Source organism: Streptomyces sp. Xyl84 (assembly GCF_059731885.1).
In genome coordinates this window covers 4,328,155-4,348,634 of sequence record NZ_AP029182.1, presented here as the reverse complement: position 1 = coordinate 4,348,634, position 20,480 = coordinate 4,328,155, and the positions used below count along the sequence as shown (strand labels likewise).

Annotated in this window: 19 protein-coding genes; 7 read left to right on the top strand and 12 right to left on the bottom strand. The window is 71.7% G+C overall.

The window, feature by feature from the left end:
• Window positions 1–9: 9 nt before the first annotated feature.
• The gene (locus tag AC6I72_RS18960) at window positions 10–1,038 is read right to left on the bottom strand and encodes a glycosyltransferase family 2 protein (protein ID WP_498002165.1); all 1,029 of its coding nucleotides are present in this window, start codon (window positions 1,036–1,038) and stop codon (window positions 10–12) included.
• Between the two features lie 127 nt (window positions 1,039–1,165).
• Here AC6I72_RS18960 and AC6I72_RS18955 point away from each other — a divergent pair, with 127 nt between their 5' ends.
• Window positions 1,166–2,668 (top strand): LCP family protein, encoded by a 1,503-nt coding sequence (locus tag AC6I72_RS18955; RefSeq protein ID WP_498002163.1) that lies wholly within the window; start codon window positions 1,166–1,168, stop codon window positions 2,666–2,668.
• Window positions 2,669–2,932: 264 nt separating this feature from the next.
• Here AC6I72_RS18955 and AC6I72_RS18950 read toward each other — a convergent pair whose 3' ends face one another.
• On the bottom strand, window positions 2,933–3,490 hold the full coding sequence (locus AC6I72_RS18950) for an acyl-CoA thioesterase (RefSeq protein ID WP_498002162.1): 558 nt from the start codon (window positions 3,488–3,490) through the stop codon (window positions 2,933–2,935).
• A gap of 119 nt (window positions 3,491–3,609) precedes the next feature.
• Here AC6I72_RS18950 and AC6I72_RS18945 point away from each other — a divergent pair, with 119 nt between their 5' ends.
• Window positions 3,610–4,947: an LCP family protein gene (locus AC6I72_RS18945; RefSeq protein ID WP_498002160.1), complete on the top strand. Its 1,338-nt coding sequence runs from the start codon at window positions 3,610–3,612 to the stop codon at window positions 4,945–4,947.
• 170 nt (window positions 4,948–5,117) lie between these two features.
• On the opposite strand, the gene AC6I72_RS18940 is transcribed toward AC6I72_RS18945, so the two are convergent.
• A complete protein-coding gene (locus AC6I72_RS18940) occupies window positions 5,118–5,486 on the bottom strand; it encodes a four-helix bundle copper-binding protein (RefSeq protein WP_498002158.1) in 369 nt (122 codons plus the stop codon).
• A 317-nt stretch (window positions 5,487–5,803) separates the two neighbouring features.
• Window positions 5,804–6,961 (bottom strand): acyl-CoA dehydrogenase, encoded by a 1,158-nt coding sequence (locus AC6I72_RS18935; RefSeq protein WP_037852918.1) that lies wholly within the window; start codon window positions 6,959–6,961, stop codon window positions 5,804–5,806.
• Window positions 6,962–7,213: 252 nt separating this feature from the next.
• Between AC6I72_RS18935 and AC6I72_RS18930 the strand changes: the two genes are divergently transcribed.
• Window positions 7,214–8,557, top strand: a complete 1,344-nt coding sequence (locus AC6I72_RS18930) for a UDP-glucose dehydrogenase family protein (RefSeq protein WP_498002156.1) — start codon at window positions 7,214–7,216, stop codon at window positions 8,555–8,557.
• A gap of 257 nt (window positions 8,558–8,814) precedes the next feature.
• On the opposite strand, the gene AC6I72_RS18925 is transcribed toward AC6I72_RS18930, so the two are convergent.
• Window positions 8,815–9,321, bottom strand: a complete 507-nt coding sequence (locus tag AC6I72_RS18925) for a CGNR zinc finger domain-containing protein (RefSeq protein WP_498002154.1) — start codon at window positions 9,319–9,321, stop codon at window positions 8,815–8,817.
• Window positions 9,322–9,447: 126 nt separating this feature from the next.
• Here AC6I72_RS18925 and AC6I72_RS18920 point away from each other — a divergent pair, with 126 nt between their 5' ends.
• Entirely contained in the window at window positions 9,448–9,804 is a 357-nt protein-coding gene (locus tag AC6I72_RS18920; protein ID WP_498002153.1) for a VOC family protein, read from the top strand.
• 144 nt (window positions 9,805–9,948) lie between these two features.
• Here the strand turns inward: AC6I72_RS18920 and AC6I72_RS18915 are convergent, their stop codons facing one another.
• From AC6I72_RS18915 to AC6I72_RS18905, 3 genes are read right to left on the bottom strand one after another with little or no spacing between them, the layout of a single operon-like run.
• Window positions 9,949–11,127: a dipeptidase gene (locus AC6I72_RS18915; RefSeq protein ID WP_498004736.1), complete on the bottom strand. Its 1,179-nt coding sequence runs from the start codon at window positions 11,125–11,127 to the stop codon at window positions 9,949–9,951.
• Window positions 11,128–11,132: 5 nt separating this feature from the next.
• Window positions 11,133–11,660 (bottom strand): 5-(carboxyamino)imidazole ribonucleotide mutase, encoded by a 528-nt coding sequence (gene purE, locus AC6I72_RS18910; RefSeq protein ID WP_498002152.1) that lies wholly within the window; start codon window positions 11,658–11,660, stop codon window positions 11,133–11,135.
• Window positions 11,657–12,796, bottom strand: a complete 1,140-nt coding sequence (locus AC6I72_RS18905; RefSeq protein WP_498002150.1) for a 5-(carboxyamino)imidazole ribonucleotide synthase — start codon at window positions 12,794–12,796, stop codon at window positions 11,657–11,659. The genes purE and AC6I72_RS18905 overlap by 4 nt, the downstream gene beginning before the upstream one ends.
• A gap of 186 nt (window positions 12,797–12,982) precedes the next feature.
• Between AC6I72_RS18905 and AC6I72_RS18900 the strand changes: the two genes are divergently transcribed.
• Window positions 12,983–13,540 carry a GtrA family protein gene (locus tag AC6I72_RS18900; RefSeq protein ID WP_498002149.1) on the top strand — a complete coding sequence of 186 codons (558 nt, stop codon included), beginning with the start codon at window positions 12,983–12,985 and terminating at the stop codon, window positions 13,538–13,540.
• Window positions 13,541–13,668: 128 nt separating this feature from the next.
• Here AC6I72_RS18900 and AC6I72_RS18895 read toward each other — a convergent pair whose 3' ends face one another.
• On the bottom strand, window positions 13,669–14,940 hold the full coding sequence (locus tag AC6I72_RS18895) for a sensor histidine kinase (RefSeq protein WP_498002148.1): 1,272 nt from the start codon (window positions 14,938–14,940) through the stop codon (window positions 13,669–13,671).
• 49 nt (window positions 14,941–14,989) lie between these two features.
• Window positions 14,990–15,667, bottom strand: coding sequence for a response regulator transcription factor (locus tag AC6I72_RS18890; protein WP_018566970.1), 678 nt, complete (start codon window positions 15,665–15,667; stop codon window positions 14,990–14,992).
• Between the two features lie 550 nt (window positions 15,668–16,217).
• Between AC6I72_RS18890 and AC6I72_RS18885 the strand changes: the two genes are divergently transcribed.
• Entirely contained in the window at window positions 16,218–17,714 is a 1,497-nt protein-coding gene (locus AC6I72_RS18885; RefSeq protein WP_498002145.1) for an oligopeptide:H+ symporter, read from the top strand.
• A 354-nt stretch (window positions 17,715–18,068) separates the two neighbouring features.
• Here the strand turns inward: AC6I72_RS18885 and AC6I72_RS18880 are convergent, their stop codons facing one another.
• Window positions 18,069–18,620, bottom strand: coding sequence for an ATP-binding protein (locus tag AC6I72_RS18880; protein WP_498002143.1), 552 nt, complete (start codon window positions 18,618–18,620; stop codon window positions 18,069–18,071).
• Between the two features lie 262 nt (window positions 18,621–18,882).
• Complete coding sequence (locus AC6I72_RS18875) at window positions 18,883–19,278, bottom strand: STAS domain-containing protein (protein WP_498002142.1); 396 nt, start codon at window positions 19,276–19,278, stop codon at window positions 18,883–18,885.
• Window positions 19,279–19,517: 239 nt separating this feature from the next.
• Here AC6I72_RS18875 and AC6I72_RS18870 point away from each other — a divergent pair, with 239 nt between their 5' ends.
• On the top strand, window positions 19,518–20,480 hold the full coding sequence (locus AC6I72_RS18870; protein ID WP_498002140.1) for an RNA polymerase sigma factor SigF: 963 nt from the start codon (window positions 19,518–19,520) through the stop codon (window positions 20,478–20,480).

Sequence of the window (20,480 nt, the reverse complement as noted above, 5' to 3'; positions counted from 1 at the left end):
GACGGCTGTTCAGCCGGTGGTGACGACCGCCGGCCGCCGGGAGGCGATGACTCGCTTCGCCAGGGACTTGGGGCTGGTCAGGAAGCCCCAGCCCCAGGACATGTGCATGGTGGCCAGGGCCACCGGGATGCGCAGGCGCGCCGCCAGGGGCAGGCCCTTCCCGGCCGGCAGGGAACCGGCGACGATGGCCGCCAGGTAGCCGCCGGGGACGACGAGGGCCCAGGGGGTCACCGCGGCCCCCACCACGATCCCGGCGGCGATGGCGCACACGGCGGTCGGCGGGGCGAGGTAGCGCAGGTTGATGGAGCCCTCGTGGTACCGGGCGACGACGTGCCGCCAGCGGCCGTAGTCCTTGTACTGCTTGGCGAGCGCCTTCACGTTCGGCCGGGGCCGGTAGGAGACCCGCAGCTCGGGCGAGAACCAGATCAGGCCGCCCGCCTCACGGATGCGGAAGTTCAGCTCCCAGTCCTGGGCGCGGATGAACTCCTCGTTGTAGCCGCCCTGTTGCTCCAGCGCCTCACGGCGGAACACACCCAGGTAGACCGTCTCGGCCGGGCCCGCCTGACCACCGGTGTGGAAGGCCGCGTTGCCGACACCGATCTTCGACGTCATGGCGGCGGCGACCGCGTGCTCCCACGCGTTCTCGCCCTCGGCGTGCATGATGCCGCCCACGTTCTGCGCGCCGGTCTCCTCCAGGAGCCGTACCGCCGTGGCGATGTAGTTCGGCGAGAGCATCCCGTGGCCGTCGACGCGGACCACGATCGGATGGCGGGAGGCCTTGATCGCGGCGTTGAGCGCGGCGGGGGTGCGGCCGGTGGGGTTCGGGACCGTGTGCACGCGCGGGTCGTCACGGACGAGCTGGGCGGCGATCTCGTCCGTGCGGTCCGTGGACGGACCCAGGGCGATCACGACCTCCATCTCGCCGTCGTACTCCTGCGCGAGGATCGCTTCGACGGCCCCGCGCAGATGCCGCTCCTCGTCGAGGACGGGCATGATCACAGAAACGGCGGGGAACCGCACGTCGGAGTTGGCGTTCATCGGTGCTCACGTTACCGCGAACGGGGGACACCGGTGCGCGCCGCGGGGTCCGCCTGGCCGGGCAGCAGATCGTATGGGCCTACGGTGCTCACGGTGTCCACCCACGCCCTATGCGGAGGTGTCCCCCATGTCCACCACGTCGCCCCGGCCGCCCCGGCCGCCCGCCCCTCCGCGGCGCGGACCGCGGCAGCCCGCCGCACCTTCGCGGGCGGCCCGCATGCCGTACGCGCCCCCGCCGCGCCGCAGGCCGCGCTGGGCCATGCGGGCGGCGACCACGGTCTCCGTGGTGGTCCTCGCCTCCGCCGGGATCGGGCACGCGGTGGTCTCCAGCCTGGACGCCGACATCACGCGGATCGACCCCTTCAAGGACATGAAGAACCGGCCGCCGACGGGCCACGGCATGAACGTCCTGCTGGTCGGCACCGACGGCCGCGACAAGATCAGCGAACAGGAGCGGCAGCGCTACCGGCTCGGCGGCCAGCCCTGCCACTGCACCGACACGATGATGATCGTGCACCTCTCCCAGGACCGGGAGCGGGCCAGCGTCGTCAGCCTGCCCCGGGACTCCTACGTCGACCTGCCCGCCCACCTCGACCGGAACACCGGCAAGCAGCACCCGCCGCACCCCGTCAAGCTGAACGCGGCGTACGCGGAGGGCGGCCCGAGCCTCACCGTGCGCACGGTCGAGAGCATGACCCACCTGAAGATCGACCACTACCTCGAGGTGGACTTCACCACCTTCATGCGGACCGTGGACGTCCTCGGCGGCGTCGAGATCTGCACCGCGCTGCCGATGAGGGACACCTACACCGGGCTGGACCTGCCCGCGGGCGTCCACACCCTCACCGGAGGCCAGGCGCTGCAGTACGTCCGCTCCCGGCACGTCGACGGGGCCAGCGACTTCGGCAGGATGAAGCGCCAGCAGCTCTTCCTGGCCGCGCTGATCGACCGGGCGACCTCCTCGCGGGTGCTGCTGAACCCCATGAAGTTCCGGGACGTGACCCGGGCCGTGCTCGGCTCGGTCCGCGCCGACCAGGGTTTCCACACCGACGAGCTGCTCGACCTCGGGCGGGCGATGCGCAACTTCTCGCCGTCCTCGTCCGAGTTCACCACCGTCCCGGTCGCCCAGACGTCCTTCCCGGTCAAGGGGCTCGGCTCCACCGTGAAGTGGGACCAGGCGCAGGCGGACCGGCTCTTCCGGGCGCTGCGCGACGACCGTCCGCTGGCCGTGCGCAGACCGGCCCGCACGCCGGACGGCACCGCCGCCGTGGAGGTCCCGCCGCAGCGGATCCGGGTCCAGGTGGAGAACGGCACCGGGACGGCGGGACTCGCCCGGCGGGTGGACACCGCGCTGGCCGGGGCCGGGTTCAGCACCACCAGGGCGCCCGTCGACGCGAAGGAACGCGGGGTCGAGCGGACCGTCGTGCTCTACGACCCCCGGTGGGACCGCTCGGCCAGGTCGCTCGCCGCGGCGTTGCCGGGCAGCGAGCTGCGGCCCGTGCCGGGGCAGGGCGCCACGCTGCGGGTGATCGCCGGGAGCGGCTTCCGCGAGGTGCGGAAGGTGCGCGTGCGGACCACGGTCCAGGACGCCAACGAGGTGGTGCGGGGCGACCAGGTGGCGTGCGACTGAGACGCGCGGGGCGCCGGGGCCGGGGCGGTGTGCCTGCCGGACCGCGGGGCGCCGGGCCGGGGCGGAGCTTCCGGGACCCCGTCCGCCGCCGGGCGGGACGCCGGGGCCTCTGACACCGGCTGGGGCCGGGACCGGTGCGGGTCAGCGGGACCGGCGGGGCCAGGAACCGGTGCGGGACCTGCGGTGTCGCGGCGGTGCCTGCGGGACGGTCGTCACGGTGGCGCCGCGGAGTCCGGCCGGGTGCGTCAGGGCCGGGGCGGTGCCTCAGTCCTCGATGCCGTCCGCCGCCCGCTGCTCCCGCAGCTCCTTGATCGCGCGGCGGCGGGCCAGGCGGTGGGTGCGGCGGATCTGGGCCTCCTGGTAGCGCCGCTTGTCCCGCTCGGTCTCGGGCAGCACCGGCGGCACCGCGCGGGGCTTGCCGTCCGCGTCCACGGCGGCGAAGACGAGGTAGGCGGAGCCGACCTGGGTGGCCGGGGCGGACTCGTTCCAGCGTTCGGCCAGCACCCGGACGCCCACCTCCATGGAGGTCCTGCCGGTCCAGTTGACCTGGGCCTTCACGTGGACCAGGTCACCGACGCGGACCGGTTCGAGGAACGCCATCTCGTCCATGGAGGCGGTGACGGCGGGCCCGCCGCTGTGCCGCCCGGCCACCGCACCCGCGGCGTCGTCGACCAGCTTCATGATCACCCCGCCGTGCACCGTGCCCAGCAGGTTGGTGTCGCTGTGGGTCATGATGTGGCTGAGGGTGGTCCGGGACGCCGAGGTCGGCTTGCCCGGTATCTCCGGAGTTCCGGATTGCGCGACGGTGGCCTGATCTGTCATGGGCTCCACCTTATGCCGCGCCGGCATCCGGGGAATTTGTGTCAGCTTGGCAACAGCCGTGACCTTATTTTCCGACGGCCCTTGTAAGGCACACCCCGCGGCCCGGCACACTGGGCCACATGAATGATTGGCCCGAGGGGTGGTCCGACGACAACCGCGGACCCGGTTACGGACGCGGCAGCGCCGGCGCGCAGCCGGAGGGCGCGCGGGTGATGCGCCAGGTGCGGCGCGGCGGTCCGGCGGTTCCGCCCGGGCAGCGGCGCGGCGGCCCCGGCGGTCAGGGCCCCGCGGCGCCGCCGTACGGCGTCCCGCAGCAGCCGTCGTACGTCGACGGCGGCGAGGGCCCCGGCTACGACGACGGCCAGGGCTACGACAGCGGCTACAACACCGGACACGTCTACGGCAGGCCGGGCGGCGGTCCGGGCGGGCCCGGCGGGCCGGCCGGTCCGGGCGCGGGCCGCACCCGCGGGCCGCGGCCCGCGCCGAACTGGCGCCGCCGCATCAAGTGGACCGCGATCACGCTCGTCACCCTCCTCGTGGTCACCTCGGTGGGCACCTACTTCTGGGCCGACTCCAAGCTCAACCGCGACGTCGACCTGTCGAAGGTCATCGACCGGCCGGAGACCGGCAAGGGCACGAACTACCTGATCGTCGGCTCGGACAGCCGCGACGGCCTCTCCGCCGCGGACAAGAAGAAGCTGCACACCGGCTCCGCCGAGGGCAAGCGCACCGACTCCATGATGATCCTGCACGTCGGGGACAACGGGGACACGCTGATCTCGCTGCCGCGTGACTCCAACGTCACGATCCCGCAGTTCCGCGGTTCGGAGTCCGGCAAGATCAAGGGCCCCCTCGGGCAGAACAAGCTCAACGCGGCCTACGCCTACGACGGCCCGACCCTGCTGGTGCGCACCATCGAGTACAACACCGGTCTGCACATCGACCACTACGTGGAGATAGGCTTCGCCGGTTTCGCCAACATCGTGGACTCGGTCGGCGGCGTCGAGATGACCATCGACAAGCCCTTCAAGGACAAGTGGTCCGGCGCCGACTTCAAGGCGGGCAAGCAGACGCTGAACGGCGAGCAGGCCCTGGCCTTCGTCCGCACCCGGCACGCCTTCGCCGCCTCCGACCTGCAGCGCACCAAGAACCAGCAGAAGTTCCTCTCCGCGCTGGCCCACGAGGTCGCCACCCCGACGACGGTCCTGAACCCGTTCAAGTTCTACCCGACGATGGGCGCGGGCCTGGACTCCCTCATCGTCGACAAGGACATGAGCCTGTGGGACCTGGCGTCCATGTTCTGGGCGATGAAGGGCGTCAGCGGCGGTGACGGCACCTCCATGAACATGCCCGTCGCCGGTTTCATCGGCGGAAACGTCCGCTGGGACCAGGCGAAGGTCAAGACCCTGGTGGACGAGCTGAAGAACGACCAGAAGGTGACCGTCTCCGGCAACTGACCGGACCGCCGGGCGAGCCGGCACGACCGGCCGGACGGACGCACGACCGGCCGGACACGCACGACCGGCCGGACACGCACGACCGGCCGGACACGCCCGGCCGGACGGCGCCGGCAGCGGGGCCCCGCGGCACATGCCCGCGGGGCCCCGTCGCCGTACCGGGGGACGGATCACATCCTGGCGCCCGCCATCGACCGGCACATCTCCGCGCAGCGGCGACACGCCTCCGCGCAGCGCATCATCATCTGGTCGTCGGGCATGGACATGCACGCCTCGGCGCACATGTCGCAGGCCTTGGCGCACATCGCGCACATCTCGGACGACATGGGCGAGCGGCGCATCATCATGTCCGCGCACATCCGGGTCGTCTCGGAGCAGTCCATGAGTGCGCGCATGATCTGCATCTGCGCCTGGCCGCCCATCTGCATGCAGGAGCTCATGGCCTCCTCGCAGATGTTGTGGCAGGTCATGCAGGCGTCGACGCAGTCCTGCATCTCCTTGCTCATGGCGGTCATGGCTCCGGGCTGGGTGTGGGTCATGGCTTCTCCTGGAGGCCGGAGGGGCCCCGGGGCGGGCCCCGTGCCCTTCCGTCGTACGCCCGCCCACCCCGGTCCGCCATTCGACGGAGGTTCCGGTTCGCCGCGTCCGTTCGGGTGGTGCGAGGGGCGGCGGAGCCCGGGCCGCCGACCGCGCCCACCTCAGAACGCCGTCGCCCTCCGTCCGGAGCGGACGGAGGGCGACGGCGCGGAAAGGCGGCGCGGGACGGGGCGCGGGACGGCGGACGCCCGCGGGCGAGCGGGGACGGCCCGGGGGCGGAGCGCCGGCCGGCTGCGCACCGGGGCCGGTCGCGGGCCCCTTACGGGAGGTTGCGGGCCATCACGATCCGCTGGACTTGGTTCGTACCCTCATAAATCTGCGTGATCTTCGCGTCGCGCATCATGCGCTCCACCGGGTAGTCGCGGGTGTAGCCGTAGCCGCCGAGGAGCTGGACGGCGTCCGTGGTGACCTCCATGGCGATGTCCGAGGCGAAGCACTTCGCGGCGGCGCCCTGGTAGGTGAGGTCGGCGTCGCCCCGCTCGGAGGCGGCGGCGGCCTGGTAGGTCAGGGCGCGGGCGGCGGAGACCTTCATGGCCATGTCGGCGAGCATGAACTGGATGCCCTGGAAGTCGGCGATCGGCTTGCCGAACTGCTTGCGCTCCTTGACGTAGCCCTTGGCGTAGTCGAGGGCGCCCTGGGCGATGCCGAGGGCCTGGGCGGCGATGGTGATGCGGGTGTGGTCGAGGGTCTTCATCGCGGTGGCGAAGCCGGTGCCCTCGGCGCCGATCATGCGGTCGGCGGGGATGCGCACGTTGTCGAGGTAGACCTCGCGGGTCGGAGAGCCCTTGATGCCGAGCTTCTTCTCCGGGGCGCCGAAGGAGACGCCCGGGTCGGACTTCTCGACGACGAAGGCGGAGATGCCCTTGGAACGCTTCTCCGGGTCGGTGACGGCCATCACCGTGTAGAACTCGGACACGCCCGCGTTGGTGATCCAGCGCTTGACGCCGTTGAGGACCCAGTGGTCGCCGTCGCGGACGGCCCTGGTCTTCATGCCGGCCGCGTCCGAGCCGGCGTCCGGCTCGGAGAGGCAGTACGAGAACATCGCGTCGCCCTTGGCGAGCGGGCCCAGGTACTTCTTCTTCAGCTCCTCGGAGCCGGAGAGGATCACCGGGAGCGAGCCCAGCTTGTTCACGGCGGGGATCAGGGAGGAGGAGGCGCAGACGCGGGCCACCTCCTCGATGACGATGACGGTCGCGAGGGCGTCCGCGCCCCCGCCGCCGTAGCTCTCCGGGACGTGCACGGCGTGCAGGTCGTTCGCGACCAGCGCGTCGAGGGCCTCCTGCGGGAAGCGGGCCTCCTCGTCCACCTGGGCGGCGTACGGCGCGATCTTCGCCTCGGCCAGCGAGCGGACGGCGTCGCGGAGCATGTCGTGCTCCTCGGACGGGCGGTACAGGTCGAAGTCAGCCGATCCGGCCAAGGTCTCTCACGCTCCAAAGACGACCAGTGATGACAGGTGATGACAGGTGTGTCAGGTGATGACGAGCGGTGGTGCCGTGTTGCGGTGATGCTAATTACCGTTAAGTAACTCGAATTTTAGGGGCCTGCTCACGTGAGCGGTACGTGAGCTTGGCGACAGCGGGTGACAGGTGGGACATTGCCCGGCACGGGCTACGCGCACGCCCCCGATATGCTCGGGCAGCGCATTGCCATCATCCCTCCTGGAGCATCCATGAGCCTGAAGATCACCGTGATCGGCACCGGCTATCTCGGCGCGACCCACGCCGCGGCCATGGCCGAGATGGGCTTCGAGGTGCTGGGCCTGGACGTCGTCCCGGAGAAGATCGAGATGCTGCGGCGGGGCGAGGTCCCCATGTACGAGCCCGGTCTCGAGGACCTGCTGCGCCGGCACGTGGCCGGACTGGAGGGCTCCACCGGGCGGCTGCGCTTCACCCAGGACTGGGCGGAGGTGGGCGCCTTCGGCGACGTCCACTTCCTCTGCGTGAACACCCCGCAGAAGCACGGCGAGTACGCCTGTGACATGTCCTACGTCGACTCGGCGGTCGCCTCGCTCGCACCGCACCTGGCCGGGCCCGCCCTCGTCGTCGGCAAGTCCACGGTGCCCGTCGGCTCCGCGGACCGGCTGGCCCGGACGCTCGCCGCCCTGGCGCCCGCGGGCGAGGACGCCGAGCTGGCCTGGAACCCCGAGTTCCTGCGGGAGGGCTTCGCCGTCCGCGACACGCTGCACCCGGACCGCATCGTGGTCGGCGTACGCAGCGAGCGGGCCGAGAAGCTGCTGCGGGAGGTGTACGCGGCGCCGGTCGCCGAGGGCTCCCCCTTCGTCGTCACCGACTTCCCCACCGCCGAGCTGGTGAAGACCTCCGCGAACTCCTTCCTGGCCACGAAGATCTCCTTCATCAACGCCATGGCCGAGGTGTGCGAGGCCGCGGACGGCGACGTCGCCAAGCTCGCGGAGGCGATCGGCTACGACGACCGGATCGGCCGGAAGTTCCTGCGCGCCGGGATCGGCTTCGGCGGCGGCTGCCTGCCCAAGGACATCCGCGCCTTCATGGCGCGCGCCGGTGAGCTGGGCGCCGACCAGGCGCTGACGTTCCTGCGCGAGATCGACTCGATCAACATGCGCCAGCGCGGGCGGATGGTCGAGCTGACCCGGCAGGCGCTGGGCGGCGGGCCGTTCCTCGGCAAGCGGATCGCGGTGCTGGGCGCCACGTTCAAGCCCGACTCGGACGACGTACGCGACTCCCCCGCGCTCAACGTGGCCGGGCAGATCCACCTCCAGGGCGGTCAAGTGACCGTCTACGACCCCAAGGGCATGGACAACGCGCGCCGCCTCTTCCCGACGCTCGGCTACGCCGGCTCGGCGCTGGAGGCGGTCCGGGGCGCCGACGCGGTCCTGCACCTCACCGAGTGGCAGGAGTTCCGCGAGCTGGACCCGGCGGAGCTGGGCGAGGCCGTAGCGGCCCGGCTGGTCCTCGACGGGCGCAACGCGCTCGACGGGGAGCTGTGGCGGCGGGCCGGGTGGACGTACCGGGCGATGGGACGCCCGACGGCTTAGAGCTGCGAACAAAAGTGGGTTCCGATCAGCGGGCGGTGTCCGGTGCGTGCGATCGCAAGGCGCCGGAAGGTCCTTGTAGCGGAGCTACCAGGGCCTTCCGGCAACGCGGCGAGGACGCGTGCCGGGCGCCGGCCGCCGGGGCCCACTTTTGTCCGCAGCTCTTAGCGCGGCGGGCCCGTACGGGCGACGCCGGTTCGGCCGAGGCTCAGTCGGCCGAACCGGCGTCTTCCCGCATTCTTGCACCACCGCGCCGGTGATCAGGGCTCCCTGGCGCGGTACCGGCGCATCTTCGCGCGCGCCCCGCACACCTGCATCGAGCACCAGCGGCGGCGGCCGGCCGGGCTGCGGTCGTAGTACGCCCAGTGGCAGGTGCCTGCCTCGCAGGCCTTCAGACGGGTCCAGGTGCCCGCGACCAGCGCCTCGGCGACGGCGGCGGCGACCCGGGAGAGCAGCGGCCCGCCGTCGGCGGGGGCGAGGGTGGCGCTGCCGTCCCGGTCGTCGACGGCGACCAGCAGCGGGGCCCGCGCCAGCAGGTCGCCCAGCGGTGTCACCGGGCGGTGCGGGGGGTGGCCGGCGTGCGCGAGGAGCGCCGCCCGCAGGGACTCCCGCAGCTCGCGCGCCTGCGGCAGTTCCGCCTCGCCGATCCCGAGGCGCGCGCGGCCGGCCGCCGTGTCGAGCGAGTCGGCGGCCGCCTCGATGTCCAGGGTGTTGACCAGGGACTCGACCAGCGCCAGGCCGCCGGGTGCGGGCGATCTGTCACTCATGTCAGCGACGGTACCTCGCAGGACGATTGCGTCGTTACCCGCAACCGGCGAGCATGCGGTAACGGTTACTGGTCACCCGGCCCTACGGGTAACCACAGGGGTGACCCCGAACACTGGGAGGAAGTCATGGCTCTCGCCAAGCTGGGTGTCGTCGTACTGGACTGTCCCGACCCGCGCGCGCTCGCCGGTTTCTACGCCGAGGTACTGGGCGGGACCGTCGAGGGGGAGGGTGACTGGGTGGACCTGAAGGTGCCGGGCGGTGTGGCGCTCGCCTTCCAGAAGGCGCCCGGGTTCGTGCCGCCGAAATGGCCCTCCGCCGACGCCTCGCAGCAGTTCCACCTGGACCTGGACGTCGAGGACCTGGACGCGGCCGAGAAGGGCGTCCTCGCGCTCGGCGCCGAACCGCTGGCCCACCGGGGCGCCAAGAACTTCCGGGTCTACGCGGACCCGGCCGGGCACCCGTTCTGCCTCTGCGCCAACTGACCGGCTCCGGTCGGCCGCTGGAGGGGGTTGGGGGCCTTGAGGATCTGCGCTTCCTCTTGTGGTCACCTGCCCGCCGCCCCTCCCTCACGCGTCACCGGTGCCGGAAGGCAGTGCCGCCCAGGCACTGCCTTCCGGCACCGCTCCTCAGCCGTCCAGTTCCGCGATCGTCGCGTTCGACGGTGCCCGACTCGCCTGGAGGTCGCGGGCCACGTCCTCGGCCGCGCCCAGCACGCGGACCGCGTTCTGCCAGGTCAGCTTGGCCAGGTCGGTCTTCGACCAGCCCCGGTCGAGCAGCTCGGCGACCAGGCGGGGGTAGCCGGAGACGTCGTCCAGGCCGTCCGGGGTGAAGGCCGTGCCGTCGTAGTCGCCGCCGATGCCGAGGTGGTCGACGCCGGCCACCTCGCGCATGTGGTCGAGGTGGTCGGCCACCGTGGCCACGGTCGCGACCGGGCGCGGGTTCGACTCCTCGAAGGCCCGGTGGACCTTCATGCCCTCCTCGGTGGTGTCGAGGTGGTGCAGGCCGTGCGCGCGCATGTTCTCGTCCGCGGCGGCCGTCCAGTCGACGGCGGCCTGGAGCACGAACTTCGGCACGAACGTCACCATCGCCATGCCGCCGTTGGCGGGCAGGCGTTCGAGCACGTCGTCCGGGATGTTGCGCGGGTGGTCGCAGACCGCCCGGGCGGAGGAGTGCGAGAAGATCACCGGTGCCGCCGAGGTGTCCAGCGCGTGCCGCATGGTGGTCGCGGCCACGTGGGACAGGTCGACCAGCATGCCCAGGCGGTTCATCTCGCGGACCACCTCGCGGCCGAACGCCGACAGGCCGCCCACGCCGGGCTCGTCCGTCGCCGAGTCCGCCCACGCCACGTTGTCGTTGTGGGTGAGCGTCATGTAGCGCACCCCGAGCGCGTACAGGCCCCTGAGCGTGCCCAGGGAGTCCGCGATGGAGTGGCCGCCCTCGGCGCCCATCAGGGAGGCGATACGGCCCTGCCCGCGGGCCGCCTCCATGTCGGCGGCGGTCAGGGCCGGGGCCAGGTCCGCCGGGTAGCGGGCGATCAGCTGCCGTACGCAGTCGATCTGCTCCAGCGTCGCCGGGACGGCGTCGGGCAGGTCCGAGCGGACGTACACCGACCAGTACTGCGCGCCGACGCCGCCGGCGCGCAGGCGGGGGATGTCGGTGTGCAGGTGGGCGTCCTGACGGCCGGCGATGTCGCGGGCGCCGAGGTCGTAGCGGACCTGTTCGCGCAGCGCCCAGGGCAGGTCGTTGTGGCCGTCGACGACCGGGAACTCGCGCAGGAGCTCCCGGGCCTCCTCCAGCCGGCTCACCGTGCTCACTTCCCCGTGCCGAAGCCGAAGCCGGCCGAGCCCTCGACCTTGGAGCGCAGCCGCTTGCCCTTCTCGGTGGCCTGGTCGTTGAGGTCCTGCTGGAACTCACGCATCCGGGCCAGCAGGTCCTCGTCGTGCGCGGCGAGGATGCGCGCGGCGAGCAGGCCCGCGTTGCGCGCGCCGCCGACCGACACCGTGGCGACCGGCACCCCGGCCGGCATCTGCACGATCGACAGCAGCGAGTCCATGCCGTCCAGGTACTTCAGCGGCACCGGCACGCCGATCACCGGCAGCGGGGTCACGGAGGCGAGCATGCCGGGCAGGTGGGCGGCGCCGCCCGCGCCCGCGATGATCGCCTTGAGCCCGCGTTCGGCGGCCTGCTCGCCGTAGGTGATCATCTCGCGCGGCATCCGGTGCGCGGAGACGACGTCGACCTCGTAGGCGATCTCGAACTCGTCGAGCGCCTTCGCGGCGGCCTCCATGACGGGCCAGTCGGAGTCCGACCCCATGACGATGCCAACAACTGGGCTCATTCGGTGATCGTGCCTCTCAGGTAGCCGGCTGCGTGACGGGCGCGCTCCAGCACGTCGTCCAGGTCCTCGCCGTAGGTGTTGACGTGTCCGACCTTCCGGCCGGGCTTCACGTCCTTGCCGTACATGTGGATCTTGAGCTGGGGGTCGCGGGCCATGCAGTGCAGGTACGCCGAGTACATGTCCGGGTAGTCGCCGCCGAGGACGTTGACCATGACCGTCCACGGCGCGCGCGGGCGCGGGTCGCCCAGCGGCAGGTCCAGGACCGCGCGGACGTGGTTGGCGAACTGCGAGGTGACCGCGCCGTCCATCGACCAGTGGCCGGAGTTGTGCGGGCGCATCGCCAGCTCGTTGACGAGGATGCGGCCGTCGCGGGTCTGGAACAGCTCGACGGCGAGGTGGCCGACGACGCCCAGCTCCTTGGCGATGCGCAGGGCCATCTCCTCGGCCCGCAGCGCCAGGTCCTCGTCCAGGCCGGGTGCCGGGGCGATCACGGTGTCGCAGACGCCGCCGACCTGCCGGGACTCCACCACCGGGTAGGCCACGGCCTGGCCGTGCGGGGAGCGCACGACGTTGGCGGCCAGCTCGCGGACGAAGTCGACCTTCTCCTCGGCGAGGACGGGAACGCCGGCGCGGAAGGGGTCGGCGGCCTCCTCGGCGGAGTCCACCACCCACACGCCCTTGCCGTCGTACCCGCCGCGGACGGTCTTGAGGACGACGGGGAAGCCGTCCCCCTCGGCCGCGAAGGCCGCCACGTCGGCCGGATCGGTCACGATCCGGTGCCGGGGGCAGGGCACGCCGAGCGCGTCGAGCCGCGCGCGCATCACCCCCTTGTCCTGGGCGTGCACCAGCGCGTCGGGCCCGGGCCGGACGGGGATGCCGTCCGCCTCCAGGGCGCGCAGGTGTTCGGTGGGTACGTGTTCGTGATCGAAGGTGATCACGTCGCAGCCCCGCGCGAAGGCACGCAGCGTCTCCAGATCGCGGTAGTCGCCGACGACGACATCGCTCACGACCTGGGCCGCCGAGTCCTGGGGGGTGTCACTGAGAAGCTTGAACCTGATGCCCAGCGGGATGCCCGCCTCGTGTGTCATACGAGCGAGCTGGCCACCGCCGACCATGCCGACTACCGGGAACGTCACGCCCCTAGCGTATCGGCCGCGCCGGTGCGGCCGGATTCCGCGCCCCGCTACCGCCGCTCCGGCCCGTTCTCGGCCGGCCGGCGCGACCCGTTTCTCCGCCCTGGCCCGGTGCGCGGGCGGCACCCGCCCGCGCTGGATAGCATGGGCGGGCTGACGACACCGACCCGGACGGGGGCCTGCACGACCATGGGACGTGGTTCCTCGGGGCACCGACCGGCGCCACCGGCGCCCCCGAACCCGGTGCTGGGCCGCGTCGGGCGGCTGTGGCGGGAGGTCGCCAAGTTCGGCGCGGTGGGCGGGGCGGGGCTGCTGGTCAACCTGCTCGTGTTCAACCTGGTGCGGCACACGACCGACCTCCAGGTGGTGCGGGCGAGTGTCATCGCCACCATCGTGTCGATCGTCTTCAACTACATCGGCTTCCGCTACTTCACCTACCGGGACCGCGACAAGGGCGGGCGCACCAAGGAACTGACCCTGTTCCTGCTGTTCAGCGCGATCGGCCTGGTGATCGAGAACGGCGTCCTCTACCTGGCCACGTACGGCTTCGGCTGGGACAGCCCGCTGCAGAGCAACGTCTTCAAGTTCCTCGGCATCGGCATCGCGACCCTGTTCCGCTTCTGGTCGTACCGCTCCTGGGTCTTCCGCGCCCTGCCGGCGGCCGGTGAGGCGGCCCCGCGCACGAGCCGGACGCAGGCGGGTCACCGGGCGGAGACGAAGAAGACCCGCAGCGACGCCTTCCGTTGAGCCGCACAGGCGCCCTCCGCTGAGCCGCACCGACGCCTTCCGCTGAGCCCGACCGCAGCGACACGGCCGGCAGCCGGCCACGCGGGCCGCCGCCGCGCCGGGCGGGCCACCGCCGCTCCGGGAGCGCGCTACCGCACCGTCGGCTCGTCCTCCGCCGACCTCTTCGGCGGGGGCGTGCGGGAGAGGAACAGGCCGAAGACCGGGGGCTGGGCCTGGAGCAGTTCGAGGCGGCCGCCGTCGGCCTCGGCCAGGTCACGGGCGACGGCGAGGCCGATGCCGGTGGAGTTGCGGCCGCTGATGGTGCGCTCGAAAATGCGGGCGCCCAGGTCGGCGGGGACGCCGGGGCCCTCGTCGGTGACCTCGACGACCGCCTGGTTCCCGGTCACGCGGGTGCGCAGCGCCACCGTGCCGCCGCCGTGCATGAGCGAGTTCTCGATCAGTGCCGCCAGCACCTGTGCGACCGCGCCCGGCGTGCCCACGGCCTGCAGGTGCCGCTTGCCGGAACTGACGATCGCCCGGCCCGCGCTGCGGTAGGCGGGACGCCACTCGGCGGTCTGCTGCTGGATGACCTCGTCCAGGTCGAAGGAGACGGCGGAGCCGGTGCGCGGGTCACGGGAGTTCGTCAGCAGCCGCTCCACCACGTCCGTCAGCCGCTCGACCTGGGTCAGCGCGACGTTCGCCTCCTCCTTCACCGTGTCCGGGTCGTCGGTGAGGGTGATCTCCTCCAGCCGCATGGACAGCGCGGTCAGCGGGGTGCGCAGTTGGTGGGAGGCGTCGGCGGCCAGGCGCCGCTCGGCGGTCAGCATCCGGGCGATGCGTTCGGCGGAGCCGTCCAGCACATCGGCCACCCGGTCCAGCTCGGGGACGCCGTAGCGCTTGTGCCGGGGCCGCGGGTCGCCGGAGCCGAGCCGCTCGGCGGTCTCCGCGAGGTCGGTCAGCGGGGAGGCGAGCCGGTTGGCCTGGCGGATGGCGAGCAGCACCGCGGCCACCACCGCGAGCAGCGCCACCAGCCCGATGATCAGCAGGGTCCGGCCGACCTCGCGGGTGACGGAGGAACGCGGCTCCTCCATCCGCACGGTCTCGCCCTGCTCGCCCGTGGCGGTGGAGTGGATGACGTCACCGGAGGGCTTGGTCCCGACCTCGATCGGCGGGTGCCCGGGCAGGCCGATCACCGCGTACTGGCCCGCGGCCACCTGTTCGGCCAGGATCCCGGCGTTGACGGTCTCGTCCCCGAGCAGTCTGCTGTCGACGATGCTGGCCAGCCGCAGCGCCTCGGAGTCGACCCGCTCCTGCGCGCTGTTGCTGATCGTGCGGGTCTCCACGATCACCAGGGAGACGCCGAAGACGGCGATCACGACGAGCACCACGGCGAGCGTGGACTGGATCAGTCGGCGGCGCATGACCTCTTACCTGACGGTGCCCGGACCCGGGGGGACCCGCACGGCGGACTCAGCTCTTCTCGAAGCGGAAGCCCACGCCCCGCACGGTGGCGATGTAGCGGGGGTTGGCCGCGTCGTCGCCGAGCTTCTTGCGCAGCCAGGAGATGTGCATGTCGAGGGTCTTGGTCGACGACCACCAGGTGGTGTCCCAGACCTCGCGCATCAGCTGGTCGCGGGTGACGACCCGGCCGGCGTCCCGCACCAGCACCCGCAGCAGGTCGAACTCCTTGGCGGTGAGCTGGAGTTCCTCGTCGCCCATCCAGGCGCGGTGCGACTCCACGTCGATGCGCACGCCGTGGGTGGCGGGCGGCTGCTGCGGCTCGGCGGCGCCGCGGCGCAGCAGGGCCCGGACCCGGGCGAGGAGTTCGGCAAGCCGGAACGGCTTGGTGACGTAGTCGTCGGCGCCCGCGTCCAGGCCGACGACCGTGTCGACCTCGTCGGCGCGCGCGGTCAGGATCAGGATGGGCACGGTGTGGCCCTCGGCACGCAGCCGGCGGGCGACCTCCAGGCCGTCCATGCCGGGCAGACCGAGGTCCAGCACGACCAGGTCGACACCGCCCTGCATTCCGGCGTCGAGCGCGGTGGGTCCGTCCTCACGCACCTCGACCTCGTAACCTTCCCGGCGCAGTGCGCGGGCCAGCGGCTCCGAGATGGACGCGTCGTCCTCGGCGAGCAGTACACGGGTCATGGGGTGATGGTAGTCCGCCCGCGGCGCCCGCCGGGGTGGCCCGCGGTGTGATCGGCGTCCGGTGCTCTTACCTTCCGGCGCTATGGTCGCGCCCGCCCCAGCGTCATGGTCACGGACCTTTCACCTCGTCCGTGCCAGACCGCTGACCTGGGACGCCATCCTTGAGAAAACCCTCAAGAGGGCCTGCGCGGTTCCCTCATTTCCTGTGATCCCTGTCTCAAGTCCTTTCATATCCGGCACTGTCCTGCCGTATGGTGAGTTGAACGCCTGTAGCACGCAGCGGACCTTTGGCGCTCGTTCGACGCTGAGGGTCCCTTTTGCGTGCGGGCCGGTTCTCCCCGGCCTCGAAAGGAACGACCTAGGGCCGGGCCTCACCGGACGCATCGTCGCGTCGCGAGGCGTGGATCCCGGTGGCCGCCGTCCCTCACCCCGCGATCCGGGGCGAACTCCCCTGGGCGTGGGGTGGACGACAGGCCCGCCGGTGCCGGCCAGCCCCCCACCGGGCGCGTACCGGCTCGCCGCGGCGCGTCCCGACCAGCAAGGAACGACCATGGCGTCCAGCCTGACGAAGGACTCGGTCCGCCCGGGCACCCCCGGTTCCGAGAAAACCTTCCTCGGCCACCCCCGCGGCCTGGCCACTCTCTTCATGACCGAGATGTGGGAGCGTTTCTCCTACTACGGCATGAAGGCCCTGCTCCCGCTGTACCTGGTGGCACCGGGCGGCCTGCACATGAACGCGGCCACCGCGACCGCGATCTACTCGGTCTACCTGTCCCTGGTGTACCTGCTCGCGATGCCGGGCGGCTGGGTCGCCGACCGGATCCTCGGCCCCCGCAGGACCGTCGCGGTGGCCGGCGCCGTCATCATGCTGGGACACGTGACCCTGGCGCTGCCCTTCAGCGGCACGTTCTTCGCCGGACTCGGTCTCGTCGCCATCGGTTCGGGCCTGCTGAAGTCCAACATCTCCACGATGGTCGGCCACCTCTACAAGGGTGCCGACGACCCGCGCCGCGACGGTGGCTTCACGCTCTTCTACATCGGCATCAACCTGGGCGCCTTCTTCGCCCCGCTGTCGATCGGCACCATCGGCGAGAAGGTCAACTGGCACTTCGGCTTCGTGCTCGCCGCGCTCGGCATGGCGCTGGGCCTGGCCCAGTTCCTGCTCGGCTCACGCCACCTCAGCTCCCGCTCGGACATCGTCCCCACGCCGATGACCGCCGAGGAGAAGAGGTCCACGCTGACCAAGGCAGCCGTGTGGGCGGCCGTCGCGGTCGTCTTCTACGCGATCGTCGGCTTCTCGGGGGTCTACACCCTGAACTGGCTGATGGTCCCGCTCACGCTCGCCGGCGTGATCATCCCCGTCCTGGTCATCGCCCGCATCAAGCGGGACAAGGAACTGGACCGGGCCGAGCAGTCGAAGATGAGCGCGTACATCTGGTTCTTCGTCGCCGCGGCCGTCTTCTGGATGATCTACGACCAGGGCGGCTCGACCGTGTCGCTGTTCGCCGAGAAGTCGGCCGAGAACAGCGTCTTCGGCTGGCAGTTCCCGGTCTCCTGGTACCAGTCGGTCAACCCGGTCATGATCATGGCGCTGGCGCCGGTCTTCGCCTGGGCGTGGCTGGCGCTGGCCCGGCGCGGCAAGGAGCCGAGCACCGCGGTCAAGTTCTCGATGGGCCTCGTGCTGATCGGCGCGTCCTTCTTCCTCTTCCTCGCCCCGCTGGGCATCGCCGACGGCGGGCACAAGGCGGCGGCGCTGTGGCTGGTGGCGATCTACTTCGTCCAGACCGTCGGTGAACTGACCCTCTCCCCGGTCGGCCTGTCGGTCACCACGAAGATGGCGCCCGCCAAGTACGCCTCGCAGATGATGGGCGTCTGGTTCCTGGCCGTCAGCGCCGGTGACGCCACGACCGGTCTGCTCTCCATCGCCAACGTCAACCTCGACAAGACGGGCATCGTCGCGCTGGAGGCCGCCCTCGCGGTCGTCGCCGGATTCGCGGTGTGGATGTACCGCAAGCGGGTCAAGGAACTCATGGGCGACGTGCGCTGACACCGGCCCACCTGGTTCACCGGGAGCCGCCGCATCCGCAGGGGTGCGGCGGCTCTTTTCGGTTTCCGTGGGGCGATGCACGTGAGGGGGTACGCGTGCGGAGGTGCGCGTACGGGGTTCGCGCGCAGGGGCTCCCGTGTACGGGATCGGGGGGTGCCGTGGCAGTGGGGCGGGAACGGGCTCCGGGCCGACGGTGGATGCAGCGGGGCGGGCCGGGTGGCCGGGCGGAGGCAGAAGGGGCCGTACGGCGGTCAGGGGCGGCACTACGACGGCGCGGCCCCGGGGGCAGGCGCCCCCGCGCGAGCCCCCAGGGGGTTCGCGCGGGCGGGCGCGCGGCCAGGTCCTGTCCTGGACCTACGCCGGTGCGCCCAGCTCCGCCCACACCTTCTTGCCCGCCGTGCCCGGGACGCGGATCACGCCCCAGTCCAGGCACAGGCGCTGGACGATGAACATGCCGTGGCCGCCGGGGCGGCCGGCCCGGTGCGGGGTGCGCGGCGCGGGCTGACCCGAACCGCGGTCCGACACCTCGATGTGGATCACCTTGTTGTCGCAGGCGATCTCCAGCCGTTCCGGACCCTCGGCGTGCAGGCAGGCGTTGGTGACCAGTTCGGAGACGACGAGGAGCACGTCCTCGGCGGCGGCGCGCCGGTCGGCGGACGCGGCGGGCAGCCACCCCCACGCGTACAGCGCCTGACGGGCGAAGTCACGGGCCAGCGGTACGACGCCGCTCGCGCCGTCGAAGCTCAGTCTGCGGACCTGGCGGCCCCCCGACGGGGTCGCCGGCACGGCCGTCGCACCCCCTGCTGCGGAGGCGTCGTCGGCCGGCACGTCCCCCTCGGACGCCCCGGAAGCGCCGCTGGGCTCCGGGCCACGGTCGCCCGGCGAACAAGGCCGGGTGGTGCTCATCAGCGCTTCACCTCACCGATTCACCAGTTCACGATTCAAAAGTCACCACGTTCGTACATGGCCGGTACGCCACCGGTCGATCCGTTTCACGATGCTCCTGCCCGACCGATCCCTCGGAACACCACCTGTTTTGCGGCGCCCGGTGCGGATCAGGTCCGGCGGGCCGGCCGGAGGGGTTCCGGGCGGCCTGCGAAGCCGCGCGGAAGGAGCAGGAAGGAGCAAGAGCACGGAAGAGGAGACGATGACGGCACCGCCGTCGGTTTCAGCCGGTTCCGCTGACCGGGCCGGTGTCGTCGGCCAAGGCGTCCTCCAGCGTGTCGTGCACGGTGAAGACCGCGTCCGCCCCTGTGATCTCGAACACCCGCGCCACCACCGGCAGCATGCCCGCCAGGTGCACACCTCCCCCGGCCGCCTCCGCCTTCAGGCGCGCCCCCAGCAGCACGTTCAGTCCCGTGGAATCACAGAACTCCAGCCGGGAGCAGTCCACCACCAGGCGCGAGCGCCCCTTGTCGACGCACGCCTCGAGCGGCTCACGCAGCAGGTCCGCCGTGTGATGGTCCAGTTCGCCCGCCGGTGTCACCACGGCGCTGGAGCCCTCTTGCCGCACTTCCACCAGAAGCCGGCCCGACTGTGCACTGCCGACCGTCCCGCGGTCCATGCCGTCTCTCACTCCCGGAGTCTTGGCTGCTGACTGACGCCCTCGAACACTACGCCTTCCCTGACCGCTCCGACACCCGAACAACCGCACACAAACGGACATATGTCCACAGAACGCACTTGCGGTCGTGTCGGGAAAGCGGGTAGGGCTAGTAGGGACACGTAACCGACACGGCCGGCTTTGGAGGCGCCGCACACCGCAGTGCACGAACTGGCTTCGGCAGCCATATGCCGAGAACGATGGAGGACATCATGTCACCCCGGCTCGACGCCTCGCATACCCAGACGGCGACGTCGACACTCCCTCCGGACCCCCTCGATCCCATCGCCCCCGACGACGGCGTACGCGCCGGGCGCAGCGGCCCCGCCGCCGCACCGGCAGGAGAGCCGCCCGCCGCACTGGCCGGGCTCCCTGACATCCCCCCGTACGACGAAGTGGCCCCGGACGACGCGCGGGCCCTGTCCAAGACCCTCTTCGAGCGGCTGGAGTCCCTCGAGGAAGGCACGCACGCGTACGCGTACGTCCGCAACACCCTCGTCGAACTCAACCTGGCGCTGGTCAAGTTCGCCGCCTCCCGCTTCCGCTCCCGCAGCGAGCCGATGGAGGACATCATCCAGGTCGGCACCATCGGCCTGATCAAGGCGATCGACCGCTTCGAACTCTCCCGCGGCGTCGAGTTCCCCACCTTCGCGATGCCTACCATCATCGGCGAGATCAAGCGCTTCTTCCGGGACACCTCGTGGTCCGTGCGCGTGCCGCGCCGGCTGCAGGAGCTGCGGCTCGACCTGGCCAAGGCCGGTGACGAACTGGCCCAGCGCCTCGACCGCGCCCCCACGGTGGCGGAGCTGGCCCACCACCTCGGTCTGACCGAGGACGAGGTGGTGGAGGGCATGGCCGCGTCCAACGCCTACACCGCCTCGTCGCTGGACGCGCAGCCGGACGACGACGACTCCGAGGGAACCCTCGCGGACCGTATCGGCTACGAGGACCACGGGATCGAGGGCATCGAGTACGTCGAGTCGCTCAAGCCGCTGATCGCCGAACTGCCCGCGCGGGACCGGAAGATCCTCTCGCTGCGGTTCGTCGCCAACATGACCCAGTCGGAGATCGGCGAGGAGCTGGGCATCTCCCAGATGCACGTCTCACGGCTGCTGTCGCGGACGCTGGTACGGCTGCGCAAGGCGCTGACGGTCGAGGAGTGA